At 33.2% G+C, this 13,620-nt stretch carries 12 protein-coding genes; 6 read left to right on the top strand and 6 right to left on the bottom strand.

The features are described from left to right. Nucleotides 1-82: 82 nt before the first annotated feature. Both BM319_RS21665 and pepT read left to right on the top strand, forming a co-directional pair. Entirely contained in the window at nucleotides 83-718 is a 636-nt protein-coding gene (locus BM319_RS21665; RefSeq protein WP_091024660.1) for a lysoplasmalogenase, read from the top strand. A gap of 117 nt (nucleotides 719-835) precedes the next feature. Then, nucleotides 836-2,077, top strand: coding sequence for a peptidase T (gene pepT, locus BM319_RS21660; protein ID WP_069033690.1), 1,242 nt, complete (start codon nucleotides 836-838; stop codon nucleotides 2,075-2,077). A 36-nt stretch (nucleotides 2,078-2,113) separates the two neighbouring features. Here pepT and BM319_RS21655 read toward each other — a convergent pair whose 3' ends face one another. Beyond that, nucleotides 2,114-3,310: a class I SAM-dependent rRNA methyltransferase gene (locus BM319_RS21655; RefSeq protein WP_091024658.1), complete on the bottom strand. Its 1,197-nt coding sequence runs from the start codon at nucleotides 3,308-3,310 to the stop codon at nucleotides 2,114-2,116. Nucleotides 3,311-3,717: 407 nt separating this feature from the next. On the opposite strand from BM319_RS21655, the gene BM319_RS21650 reads away from it, so the two are divergent. Further along, nucleotides 3,718-4,587, top strand: a complete 870-nt coding sequence (locus tag BM319_RS21650) for an acyltransferase (RefSeq protein ID WP_091024656.1) — start codon at nucleotides 3,718-3,720, stop codon at nucleotides 4,585-4,587. Nucleotides 4,588-4,812: 225 nt separating this feature from the next. Here BM319_RS21650 and treR read toward each other — a convergent pair whose 3' ends face one another. The 4 genes from treR to BM319_RS21630 all read right to left on the bottom strand — a co-directional run bounded on the left by treR (nucleotide 4,813) and on the right by BM319_RS21630 (nucleotide 10,232). Next, nucleotides 4,813-5,538, bottom strand: a complete 726-nt coding sequence (treR, locus tag BM319_RS21645) for a trehalose operon repressor (protein ID WP_091024654.1) — start codon at nucleotides 5,536-5,538, stop codon at nucleotides 4,813-4,815. A gap of 23 nt (nucleotides 5,539-5,561) precedes the next feature. Further along, entirely contained in the window at nucleotides 5,562-7,238 is a 1,677-nt protein-coding gene (gene treC / locus BM319_RS21640) for an alpha,alpha-phosphotrehalase (RefSeq protein WP_091024652.1), read from the bottom strand. 69 nt (nucleotides 7,239-7,307) lie between these two features. Then, complete coding sequence (gene treP / locus BM319_RS21635) at nucleotides 7,308-8,726, bottom strand: PTS system trehalose-specific EIIBC component (RefSeq protein WP_091024651.1); 1,419 nt, start codon at nucleotides 8,724-8,726, stop codon at nucleotides 7,308-7,310. A gap of 291 nt (nucleotides 8,727-9,017) precedes the next feature. Continuing rightward, complete coding sequence (locus BM319_RS21630; RefSeq protein WP_069033687.1) at nucleotides 9,018-10,232, bottom strand: ROK family transcriptional regulator; 1,215 nt, start codon at nucleotides 10,230-10,232, stop codon at nucleotides 9,018-9,020. Nucleotides 10,233-10,474: 242 nt separating this feature from the next. On the opposite strand from BM319_RS21630, the gene BM319_RS21625 reads away from it, so the two are divergent. The 3 genes from BM319_RS21625 (at nucleotide 10,475) to BM319_RS21615 (ending at nucleotide 12,965) form a co-directional block, all read left to right on the top strand. Continuing rightward, complete coding sequence (locus BM319_RS21625) at nucleotides 10,475-11,293, top strand: purine-nucleoside phosphorylase (protein ID WP_025568336.1); 819 nt, start codon at nucleotides 10,475-10,477, stop codon at nucleotides 11,291-11,293. 149 nt (nucleotides 11,294-11,442) lie between these two features. Beyond that, nucleotides 11,443-12,351 (top strand): EamA family transporter, encoded by a 909-nt coding sequence (locus tag BM319_RS21620; RefSeq protein WP_025568335.1) that lies wholly within the window; start codon nucleotides 11,443-11,445, stop codon nucleotides 12,349-12,351. A gap of 200 nt (nucleotides 12,352-12,551) precedes the next feature. Then, nucleotides 12,552-12,965: a CBS domain-containing protein gene (locus tag BM319_RS21615; RefSeq protein ID WP_025568334.1), complete on the top strand. Its 414-nt coding sequence runs from the start codon at nucleotides 12,552-12,554 to the stop codon at nucleotides 12,963-12,965. 49 nt (nucleotides 12,966-13,014) lie between these two features. Here the strand turns inward: BM319_RS21615 and BM319_RS21610 are convergent, their stop codons facing one another. Next, nucleotides 13,015-13,617, bottom strand: coding sequence for a hypothetical protein (locus tag BM319_RS21610; RefSeq protein ID WP_069033686.1), 603 nt, complete (start codon nucleotides 13,615-13,617; stop codon nucleotides 13,015-13,017). Nucleotides 13,618-13,620: the final 3 nt, after the last annotated feature.

The following is a 13,620-nucleotide window of genomic DNA, read 5'->3' as shown; positions in this document are numbered from 1 at the left end:
CTTTATTTCTAATAGCATTCTTTTCACTTTTCACTGATAATATTTAGTAAAAAGGAAATAGTTAGAAAGGGGTAATTTTATTTTGAAGAGGTATCTACCTATACTTATTTTATTTTTTGGTATTCTCTATATCTTTTTTATTCCTCCAGAGCCTGTTAGCATAAAAATACTATTTAAGGTAATTCCAATGGTGTTGATTATCAGTTATCCCTTTTCACAAATTCCAAGTCAATCAACTAAATATCGCGCTCTTATACTTTTAGGTCTTATTTTTTGTATGATTGGGGACGGAACGTTAATATGGTTTGTTGTCGGTTTAAGTGCTTTTCTAATTGGGCATTTGTTTTACGCTGCCGGTTTTATATCAGGATGGAAATTTTCTATTTATCGCGTATTATCGATTATCCCAATTGCAATTTATGCATTTTTTCTATGCTCTAATTTAGTAGGCTCTTTAAACGAAAGTGGACAGGAGAATTTAGTTATTCCGGTAATTGCCTATTCAGTAGCAATTTCAATGATGGTATTTACAGCTATAATGACTGGAAACAAATGGGCCATTTTGGGGAGTCTCTTATTTATCATTTCAGATTCTATATTATCGTGGGACCTATTTGTAGAAAGCGTTAAATATGGAAATGAATTAATTATGATCACCTACTACACAGCACAGTTTTTAATTGCTAAAAGCATTTTAAATAGAAAGAGCGTTGCGTAATATTTTACTTTCAAATAAAGAAAGAACTACAATATAACTGTAGCCTCTTTTCACTAAAAACAAGAAATGAAAGCGTATTACATACGAATTATGAATTGTAAAAAAGGAGATTTTCATATGAAAAATGAGTTAATTAATCGTTTAATTAGTTATGCAAAAGTTGATACACAATCAAATGCAAGTAGTGAAACATGCCCTTCTACACCTGGCCAATTAACTTTGGGCCGCATGCTAGTAGAAGAATTAAACAAAATTGGATTAGTTGACGTAACAATGGATGACAATGGCTATGTAATGGCTACACTTCCTTCAAATTCCGACAAACATATTCCGACAATTGGATTTTTAGCACATTTAGACACAGCGACAGACTTTACGGGAAAAAATGTTAACCCTCAGCTAGTTGAAAACTATGATGGAAATGACATTGTTTTAAATGAAAGTTTAAATGTTGTATTATCTCCGAGTCATTCACCAGAGTTAAGTAAGTATATAGGTCACACATTAATGACTACTGATGGGACAACATTACTTGGCGCGGATAATAAGGCTGGTATCGCTGAAATTATGACTGCGATGGAGTATTTAGTTCAACATCCTGAAATCAAACACGGCAAAATAAGAGTCGCATTTACACCAGATGAAGAAATCGGTAGAGGCCCACATAAATTTGATGTAAAAGCATTTGATGCTAAATATGCTTACACAATGGACGGTGGTCCACTAGGAGAGCTTCAATACGAGAGCTTTAATGCTGCAGGTGCAATGATTACAGTAAAAGGTAAAAATGTGCACCCAGGTACGGCCAAAGGTAAAATGATAAATTCTATGAAAATTGCCATGGAAATAAATAATTTATTACCTGTAGAAGAAGCGCCTGAATCAACTGAAGGTTACGAAGGCTTTTATCATCTAGTATCAATTGAAGGTGATGTAGAGTTAACAAAAATGCACTACATTATTAGAGATCATGATAAAACAAAATTTGCTAATCGAAAAGAGACATTGTCGAATATTGTAAATCAATTAAAAGAAAAACATGGTGAAAACAGCATTATTTTAGAGTTAAAAGACCAGTACTATAATATGGGTGAGAAAATCTTACCTGTTAAAGAGGTTGTTGATATTGCTCATGAGGCAATGACAAATCTAGAAATTACACCAATTGTAGAACCAATTCGTGGTGGTACAGATGGTTCACAACTTTCATATATGGGACTACCTACTCCAAATATTTTTACTGGAGGAGAAAACTATCACGGCAAATTTGAATACATTTCAATCGACAATATGGTTAAAGCAACGAATGTTATGATTGAAGTGATCAAATTATATGAACAAAAAGCAACTTCAAAGTAAAAAGTAGGACTGACATGTATCTGTCAGTCCATTTTTTTACTTAATTTTACGAATAAATACGACTTTTAAATAGTTACCTTCTTTAAACTGTTTAGTTGTTTTAAAATCATTAGGTAGGCTGAATTCTTCCATTAATTTATATTGCCCGCCTAATTCTTTAAAGGCTGTGTCAATAAACCCTTTAAATTTATTCATTCCAAAAGTACTACAATTCGTTGAAGCAACAATTACACCATCATTTTCTGTAATCGTAATCGCTTCTTTCAACAGGTTCTTATAGTCCTTTTCGGCGCTAAAGGTATGTTTTTTAGATCTTGCAAAGCTTGGTGGATCTAGAATAACCATATCAAATGTAAGGTTTTTTTTAACTGCATATTTAAAGTAATGAAATACATCCTCAACGACGATGCTCTCGGTAGCAGGGTCAATTCCATTAATTTTAAATTGTTCTTTTGTTTTATCTAGGCTCCGATTTGCTAAGTCAACACTAGTAGTCTTACTCGCCCCTCCAACTGCTGCAAAAACCGAGAATGCCCCTGTATAAGAGAAAGTATTTAATACTGTTTTATCGTAAGCATATTTATCTCTAATTAGTTTTCTAACTTCACGTTGATCCAAAAATACGCCTACCATTGCGCCATCATTTAAATAAATGGCGAAATTAACTCCATTTTCCTTTACGATAATAGGAAATTGACCTCTTTCTCCCATTACAAAATCATCTTCTTCAATATACTGACCTTTTGTATCAAAGCGCTTTTTCTGATAAATCCCTTTGAATTCGACAATATTCTTTATTGCTTGAATAACCCAATCTTTGAATTGATAGATTCCTTCGCTATACCAACTAATCAAATAAAATCCATCGAAAAAATCAATTGTTAATCCACCAACTCCATCGCCTTCTCCATTAAATACTCTAAATGCTGTCGTATCAGAGCTATTATAATATTGTTGGCGGTTTTCGATCGCTTGTTTAATTTTATCTTCAAAGAACTTAGGATCTAGCTTTTCATGCTCCTTCAGGCTTAGAATCCAGCCTAAACCTTTATTTTGCTTTCCGTAGTAGCCCTTTCCAATAAAACCATTACGTTCATCTACTAGATTAATAATTGTTCCTTCATTAATGAAATCTTTACTATTCACGATTGATTCTTTTGAAATTAGTGGATACCCGTTTTTATAATCTTTTACAAATTTTTGTTTAATTTTTAAATTCATTTCTTTATCCATAAGCCCATCCATTCATTGTCTTTTTTACTCATTATTTCCATAATCAATTAATATAGTGTGATCTGTTAGACAAAACTGCAGATTTTGCTAATATATAATCTTTTTCTATGAACTAACCGCTAAAATCCATTTTGCGTACAACGCGCTATCAAGTCTTTTATTATAACATGATGAACAAACAAATTAATCGATCTCGCTTTTTTCTAAGCAAGAATAATAGTAGTCTTTTTTTTAGAAACTAAAAATAAATTCTTTCACATAAAAGACCATGGATTTTCTCCTACTAGTCATTGTAATATTAATATCAAAAAATACCTTTTGATGTAATGGTAAAAGTGGCAATACTAAAATAAGCGCCAAATTATCTAGACCAGAACATTCTTGTTCAAAGTGAAAGGGAATATAATATGGAAATTATTAATGAAACAATACACATAGAGGACTTAAAAGAGAATAAGATAATTGGGAAACCTAAACTAACAAATTCAAAAATCATTTTTAGAGGAAAAGGAAATCTTCTATATTGTGATAATGAAAATGTTCATTTAGTAAATAGTAATATAGAATTTAATGGAAATGACACAATTATTTTTCTTTGTAATAACAGGTTTAACTATATACTTAATGCAATTGTTTACAATAATTCTGTATTATTTTTTGGAAAGGATAATTATTTTAACAACAAATTAAATTTAATTATTTCAGAACAAAAAAATATAATTGTAGGTGAAGGTTGTTTATTTTCATTCGACTGTTGGTTTAGAACAGCGGACCCTCATCTCATTTATGATTCTTTCACAAAGAAAAGAGTTAATCCAAGTAAAAGTATTTATATTGGTGATCATGTTTGGATTGGTCAACATGCATTTATTTTAAAAGGAACTCAAATTGGTTCAGGCAGTATTATCGGAGGCATGTCATTAGTTAGTGGGAAAAAAATTGAATCTAATTCTTCATATGCCGGCAATCCAGCAAGAAAAGTTGGCGACTCGATTTTTTATACTAGTGACAGTGTACATGCGTTTACAGAATTAGAAACAGGAAGTCATGATATTTTTGAGAGTGACGAATTTATTTATTCATATATTCAGAATGAGTCGCTCCCATTTCCTTCAATTGAAAAATCATTAACAGAATGTAAGTTGGTTTCAGAAAAACTAGATTTTATAATAGAAAATTTGCAGATGAACCGAAAGAAGAACCGTTTTTACATTGAAAAACCTATTGTTAAGCAGAGTTTTATAGAAAGAATTAAAAAAATGTTCAAAAGTATTTAATGTTAAAAAGAGTAAATGAATGCCGCTTTAGTTCAGTAATAGGCAAGATCTCTAGAAATGTAAATACCAGAGTTATTTTCTTTTGGAAATAGTTCTGGTTTTATTCATTTGAGCTATTAACTAGTTTTACTGTACTTCTTTTTACACAACATAAAATACCCCTTAAAACCAATGTTACCCGACAGAGGTTTTAAGGGGTGCAGACTAATTAAGTAAGGTTTTATATCATTCATTAACCTGTTGAATTCTTCTAGCAAAATCAACAAATTTAAACTTATCCGGGCGATGTCTAGATTGCCCATATTGTAATAGAGAACCATCGTCTAAATAGACGAAAGTATTTACAACTACTACCATATCATATCCATCTAAATCTAAATATTTTTGGTCATCTTCTGTGCAAGCTTGGACTACAATTTCTTTTTTCGCAAAGCCAATATTTAAGTGTAGAGTATTTTCTATATAGTCAAAAATTGACCCTTCGCAGGTTGACCTTGAAAGTTTTTCGACATATGAACTATTGTAATACTCTTTGTCTAAAATTATTTTTTTCCCGTCGATTTTTCGAGCTCTAACTACTTTCCAAATCGCTGTTTGGTCGTCTATTTCTAGTTGTTCTCTTATAAATTTACTAGGCCACTTCTTTTCAAGAATTTCTACAATCGTTTCTGCTTCTCTACCAATTTGGTTTGATAATTCTTTAAAGCTAATTAAACCTGTTACCGGGAAATTTAATTTTGCAGTGTCTAAAATAAACGAACCTTTACCTTTGACTTTATTTATATATCCGTTTTGCTCAAGCATTTGTAATGATTTTCTAATTGTATCTCTAGAAACATCAAATTGCTCCATTAATGACTTTTCAGAAGGTATTTTACTACCAACAGTAAAAGCCCCCTTTTCAATCTGTTCAATTAACTTATGATAGATCGAAATATACTTTGCGTTCATTTTCATCACCTAGAAAAATTTTATTATATTCTCACATTTTTCTCAAGAAGGTAACAAATAGACTCATATGGGCGCAACGTAAATTCGGTTAAATCTTGACTAGAATCATTATAATTTGAAATTAATATCTGCTTGTTATACTCCCCAATAGCAATATCTTCTGGTAATTTAAAAAGAGTATCTTCGCCATAAAAATTATTAACGACTAACAACATTTGATCATCCAGCTTACGAGTGTATGCATAGATTTGTTCATGATTTAGTAATAAAGAATCATACGTACCTGTCGAAATAATGTCGAATTTTTTTCTTAAATTAATTAGTTTTTTATAATGATGAAACACTGAATCTTCATCAACTAGAGACTTTTCGACATTTATTTGTTCGTAATCTTTTCCTGTTGAGATCCAAGGTGTTCCAGTTGTGAATCCTGCATGTATTGAATCATTCCATTGCATAGGCGTGCGAGAATTATCCCTTGATTTGCTCTTTAAAATGGCTAATATTTCTCTTTCTGGAACCCCATTTTCTTTTAATATTTTATAATAATTTAAGCTTTCTACATCTCGATAGTCTTCAATTGCGTCAAATTTAGGATTAGGCATACCAATTTCTTCACCTTGGTAAATATATGGAGTTCCCCTTAATAAATGCATTGAAGTAGCAAGCATCTTGGCTGATTCTTTATGATACTTTTGATCGTTTCCAATTCGTGAAACAATACGCGGTTGGTCATGGTTACACCAAAATAAGGCGTTCCATCCATTTCCTGATTGCATACCTTTTTGCCACTGATCTAGAATTGACTTAAGTGACATAAAATCAAAATCCATTAATGACCATTTTTGCCCATCTTTATAGTCAATTTTTAAATGATGAAAGCTAAAAACCATCGATAACTCATTCTCTGACGGATTTGAGTATTGAATACAATGTTCGATTGAAGTTGAAGACATTTCACCAACAGTAATGATTTCTTCCCTCTTACCGAAAGTCTCATTATTTAACTTCTTTAAAAACTCATGAATTCGAGGTCCGTCTGTATAGTATTTTCTGCCATCACCTGTTTCGTCATCAACCATAACTTCTGGCTTAGAAATCAGATTAATGACATCTAAACGAAATCCTTTTACTCCTTTATCAATCCAGAAATTAACGACATCGAATATTTCGTTTTGTACCTCATCATTTTCCCAGTTTAAATCTGGTTGGGTTTTATCAAAAAGATGCAGATAATATTCATTTGAATTCTCAACTTTTTCCCAAGTTGAACCACCAAATTTGGAAATCCAATTCGTCGGCTCTTTCCCGTCCTTTTCTTCTCTAAAAATATAATAATTTTTATATTTTTCATCTCCATCAAGGGCTCTCTCAAACCACTCATGTTTTGATGAAGTATGATTAAATACCATATCCAGCATTATTTCTATATCACAACGTTTCGCAGCTTTCACCAATTCATCAAAATCTTCCATTGTTCCGTATGCTGGATCAATATTTCGATAATCCGCGACATCATAACCATTATCATTTTGAGGAGATACATAAAATGGAGTAAGCCAAATGTAGTCAACACCTAATTCTTTTAAATAATCAAGCTTTTTTGTAACTCCTCTTAAGTCTCCAAAACCATCTCCATTCGAATCATAAAAAGACTTAGGATAAATTTGGTATACGACACTGTTCTTAAAATCCTTCATTTTGATAATCTCCTTGATTTATAAATAAATTCGAAAGGAAGGAAAATAAATTTCCTTCCCCTTAAATAATTATGAGTTTTTCACTAGCAGTTTTTTCTTGTTAAAGATAATCGTTAAAATGAATGGGACAACGACTGCAACTAGCATAGCGATTGAAAACATTCCAATATGTTTAGGCTGAATAGATAAAATTGCTGGAAGACCTCCAACACCAATTGAATTCGCCATTACACCTGTACCAACTGAAACAATAGCAGCAATACCCGAGCCAATCATGGCAGCTAAGAATGGATAAGCATACTTTAAGTTAATACCAAACATTGCTGGTTCTGTTACCCCTAAGAAACAAGAGATAGCAGCAGGAATTGATACTTGCTTTTCTTCTTCATTCTTTCTATTTAAGTAAAGGATTGCTAAAACAGCTGAGCCTTGTGCGATATTTGATAAAGCAATCATCGGCCAAAGATTCGTCCCGTGAAGCTGACTCATTAGTTGAAGATCGATTGCGTTAGTCATATGATGCAATCCAGTTATAACTAGTGGTGCATAGAAGAATCCAAAAACTAAGGCAAATAACCATCCAAATGAAGAAGTTAATCCTGAATAAACTACATGTGAGATAGCTGAACCGATTTTCCAACCAATTGGACCTAATACTACATGTGCAATTAACACTGTTGGTACTAGCGCAAAGAACGGTACTACAATCATTGAAATTGCACTTGGAACGATTTTTCGAATGTTTGTCTCTAAAATCGCTAAAGTGAAACCGGCTAAAATAGCTGGAATAACTTGCGCTTGATAACCAATCATATCGATTTTAGCAAAACCAAAGTCCCAAACTGGTGGTACAGCACCACCTGCTACTGCGTATGCATTTAGTAGCTGTGGTGAAACAAGTGTAATACCTAAAACAATCCCCAGAATTTGAGTAGTACCCATTTTCTTTGTAATTGACCATGTAATACCAACTGGTAAGAAATGAAAAATGGCTTCACCGATCAACCATAAAAAAGAATGTGTACCTGCCCAAAATTGAGAGGTTTCAACAAGTGTTTTTGTACCATGATCTAGTAGTTTAATATCGCCAATTATGTTACGGAATCCTAAGATTAGACCCCCTACAACAATGGCTGGAATTAATGGTGAAAAGATTTCCGCTAAGTGAGCAAGTAGTCTTTGAATCCATGTCATATTTTGCCTAGCAGCTATTTTAGCTTCATCTTTTGAAGTTTCCTCTACCCCAGCTAATTTTACAAATTCATTATAAAAAATAGATACTTCATTACCGATAATTACTTGAAATTGCCCGGCTTGCGTAAAAGTACCTTTAACTATTTTAATTTCTTGAATCATTTTTTCATCAGCTTTTTTAACGTCTTTCAGCACAAAACGCATTCGTGTTGCACAATGAGTTACTGTAGCGATATTTTCTTTACCACCAATGTACTGAAGTAATTGTTTTGCTTCATCACTAAATCGGCTCATGCTATCCCCTCCTCGAGCATCTATTATTTATTTATAAATTTTAAATTCATCCTGTACGTACAAGATTAGTATATTCTTGTACGTACAGGATTGCAAGCGTTTTTTGTAAACGTTCTCAAATCTTAATAATTTCCATGGAAATCGCAAATCAGTTTACTAGTTTAATGAAAACGGTATGATTGCTAACACATACGGATTAAAATTTCATTTATATAAAAATATAAAAGTTGATAAAAAAACCGTTAACCTCTATCTGTTCCCAGGTAGAGCATTAACGGTTTTTAGCTTTTATTACATAGTTTCCTCTGTAAAGTGATCAAATACAATACATCCAGCTCCTTGTGCAACGATATTATACGCTGTTGATGATTTAATGATTTGAACAGGACTGTTTGGGTAATTTTTCAATCTTCCTTGTGCAGTTTCGCATGCTACATCAAAGAATAATGGCTTTGGAACTAATGTACCTCCACAAATTACAATATCAGGGCGTACGATATAAATTAGATTTGTCAGTCCCATTCCAAAGTAATTAGCCGCCTCTTTTATGACCTCTAAACAAAGTGGATCTTCCTTCTCTAAAGCTTCAAGAATTTGATGATAGCTAATATTTTCGACATCGTTTAATTCACCCATCAAAGAAGTAATCTCGCCGCGCTTAACACGTTTGATCACCTCTTCTCGAATCGCAGGTAAACTACTGTACGCTTGTAGACAACCATATGAACCACATGAACAAAGTTTTCCATGAATATCAATGATCATATGTCCAAATGCATCGTCCATTTCGTTCTTGTTACTTATTAATTTACCTTGTTGAATAATTCCACAACGTATTCCCATATCACTCGAAACAAAAACAATATTTTCGTTTTCTTTACTGAAATTTAGTCTGTACTCTGCTAGGGCGGCTAAATTTGTGCCGTTATTTAGGAATACTGGGCAATGATTGGCCTTTTCTAAGTGCCTAACAATATTTAAATCGTCCCATCCATCTGCTAAAAATGATCCCGATTTAATCATTACGCCCTTTTCTTGATCAATTGGGTCTAACACTCCAATTCCTATGCCTAATAATTGGTCTTTATTAATCTTATTTTGATCTAATAATTCTCTTACACTTTTGGTTACAAAATTTAAAGTATATTCTCCAGTACTTACGTTGCTCATTTTTAATTTTTTTGATTCGACAATTGTTAGTTTTAAATCAAGCAGTAGAACTGTTGTAAATAAATTCGTGATTTCGACACCGATTAAATAGAATGCAGTTGGGTTAATTACATACATTGCTGGTCTCCTTCCACCGCTAGAGACCCCTAATCCACTGTCGTATATAAGTCCTTCCTGTACTAATTCATCTAATAACCGAACACAAGTAGTATGCTTATACCCTGTCATTTCAGTTAATGTACTAACTTTAATTGGTCCTAATTTTCGTACTAAGCTATATAAAAGCTTTAAACTTTTGATTTTAGGCGACTGATAGCCTATAAATTGCCTGATCATTGACTCCTCCAAAACCCTAATCATATTTTACTTCCACTTAACTTTTTATATTTTATGAATTAAGTATAGCGATTTATACACTATATTTATAGCTTTTTTATAAAAAAGAACAAACTTTTTACCAAAATGATTTTTAGTCTGTTTACAAGTAAGGATTTATCCTTTAGACTTATGGTGAAAGCACTATTATTAATTAGAATTCTTATCACAATCCCTATCGCTCATTTTAGGAGGAAAAATAAATGCATAAAACTGAACATATTTTAGAAACAAGAGATTTTATATTAAGTAAAACAAACTACCGTCCAACGGTTGGTTTAATATTAGGTTCTGGCTTAGGTACTCTTGCAGATGAAATCGAAAACTCTGTTGTAATTCCTTACAGTGAAATTCCTCATTTTGCAAAGTCTGAAGCAGTTGGACACGCAAATGAATTAGTAATCGGTGAATTAAAAGGCCAAGCTGTGGTAGCAATGAAAGGCCGTTTCCATTATTATGAAGGCTTTACTTTAGATGAGGTAACGTTCCCTGTCCGTGTAATGAAAGCACTTGGAGTAGAAAAATTAATCGTAACAAACGCTTGTGGCGCTGTTAACACTAGCTTTAATCCAGGCGATTTAATGTTAATTACAGATCATATTAATTTAGTTGGAACAAATCCTTTAATTGGACCAAATAACCCAGAATTAGGAACTCGCTTCCCTGATGTTTCTGAAGTATATAACAAAGAATTACGTAGCCTTGCATTAAATGTTGCTGCGAAACAAGATCTAAAATTACAACAAGGTGTATATGCTTGGTGGAGTGGCCCTTCATACGAAACACCTGCTGAAATCCGTATGATCCGTACACTTGGTGCTGATTCTGTTGGGATGTCAACAGTTCCAGAAGCAATCGTAGCTGTTCACGGAAGTATGAAAGTTTTAGGAATCTCTTGCCTAACAAACATGGCTTGTGGCATCCTAGACCAACCATTAAACCACGAAGAAGTAATCGAAGTAGCAAGCATGGTTAGAACGAAATTCGTTAACTTAGTTAAGGGCATTTTAGAAGAAATGTAATTTGAAATACGGAGTAACGTGTGAGTAGCTCTGGGGGGAGTTATTACCGGAGAAATATCTCACCAAACTAGTCCGTGCAAAATATGAAATTAGATATGAGTAAAGAGGTCTTTCCTCTTTACTTCTTTTTATTAGGAAGAGGTGTTATTTTGAAAGGCATACTCTATATTATTATCGGTTCTGTTTGTTATGGCGTTTTGTCTACCTTTGTAAAATTGGCTTATGGTGATGGTTTTATTGTAAATGATGTAGTTGGTATGCAAATGTTTGTTGGAGCTATATTGTTATGGTCCATCGTACTTTTTAATAAAAGTAGATCCGCTAAATCAAACAATGAACAATATTTAAAGCCTACAAAGAAGGATGTTTTATTACTTGTTGTATTAGGGTCTACTACTGGTTTAACAGGGATGTTTTATTATTTGGCTTTACAATATATTACTGCATCATTAGCAATCGTGCTGTTGTTCCAATTCACTTGGATTGGCGTTTTATTAGAATCAGTAGTCAATCGAAAACTTCCTGAAAAAAGTAAATTGCTCTCATTGATTCCTCTCGTTATCGGCACGATCTTTGCGACAAATGTTTTAACCGATGGTATTGGTTCATTGAATTGGTTAGGAGTTTTATTTGGGGCGTTGTCCGCGGTTTCGTACAGTACTTTTATATTACTTAGCGGTAGAATCGCTTTAAAAGCAAACCCAATAACAAAAACAGCATTAATGATTACTGGCGGGTTTATAATTTGTGCTATCTTCCTCCCACCTACATTTTTCACAAATTGGCACTTATTTGCAGAACTTTCATTAAAGTACGGACTGATCCTTGGCTTTCTAGGTCCATTTTTCTCTACTTTAATGTTTTCAAAAGGCGTTCCTTTAACTGGTTCTGGTCTTGCCTCTATCTTAGGGGCAGCAGAGTTACCGACAGCTACATTAATGTCAGCGATTGTATTAAAGGAAACGGTTGGAGCTCCACAATATTTTGGCATCATTTTAATTTTAATCGGTATCGTTTTACCTGAATTCCTTAAAAGAAAGTCACTTCAATCAGCATAAAAAAATTATTCTTACATTAAACTCGTAAAAATACATTATGCAACATATATCTGCTAATGCTCCGAATAATTAAATGGATATTTCAAATAATATTTCAGATGGCTCGCAAATCGCTTGCAATTGAAAATCGATTTTTTGGATTTGTCTACAAACAAAGATATTCACAGTAATATCTTTGTTATTTTTATGGAGGTGTTTTTATGAAAGTAAGAGACGTAATGTCAAGTAATGTTGAATGTTGTTCAAATCAAGATTCTTTACAATCAGTAGCAAGTAAAATGGAAAGCTTAAATGTTGGAGCAATTCCAGTTGTTGAAAATGGACAAGTAGTTGGAATGATTACAGATCGTGACTTAGCTTTACGTGGAATTGGTCAAAATGGCAACGCAAATGCTTCTCAAGTAATGTCCAATGACATTGTGACGATTGATTGTAATGCCAGTCTTCAAGAAGCGTCGAGTTTAATGGCACAGCATCAAATTAGAAGATTGCCAGTCGTAGAAAACGGCAACCTTGTTGGAATGCTTTCACTTGGAGATTTAGCTGTACAAGAACAATCAGACGAAAGTGCTGGCGAAGCATTATCACAAATCTCTCAGAACGATATTAAATAATTAAAAATGAACAAAGGGACCGTATCTACTCGGTCCCTTTTATGATTTCTTATTTATTCATTTGTGAAAGAAAATCTCCGAGGAGACTATCCATATCTTCCTCTTCTATTTCTTCTTCAGCTGCAGAGATTTCATTTTTGCTTGCAACTTCCCAATTAAAGTTATCTAAATCATCATCACGATCGGCTTTTCTTCCAATATTACCTAATTTTGTTGCATTCCGTTCGCTTGTACGTATTTCTGTCTGAACGGGTTCCAATTCTGGCTCTAGCTCATTTATTTCTTCTTGAAGATATAGAGCTTCTTCAATCGCTAGACTATTACTATTTAGCGATGTAATAAGAGAAGCAGTTCGAATTGGATTGGATAATAGTTGGTACACAATACTTCCTAATAATGCCTCAGAATGTTCATGTTTTAACCAATCTCTTTGAGCTTTATCTAGGCTTTTAGGAAGTGGAATCGTTATTGTTTGCCTTTGCTTTGATAACGAGTCATTAATTCCGCTTATTACGTACTCAGCAATCTTACTTGAAAAGTTTCGCCTTTCGCTTTGCTTAAGCTGTTGCAAATGTTTTATGATCTGATCAGGCGTATCGGAAGGGATACGAAATGTAATAGGTTGTCCCCTCGTCAATTCTTTTTCCTTCATGGA

The sequence above is a fragment of the Bacillus sp. UNCCL81 genome, from assembly GCF_900112535.1.
Lineage (GTDB): Bacteria > Bacillota > Bacilli > Bacillales > Bacillaceae_G > Gottfriedia > Gottfriedia luciferensis_B.
The sequence above is the reverse complement of the archived record's forward strand: the minus strand, read 5'-3'. Positions and strand labels throughout refer to the sequence as shown.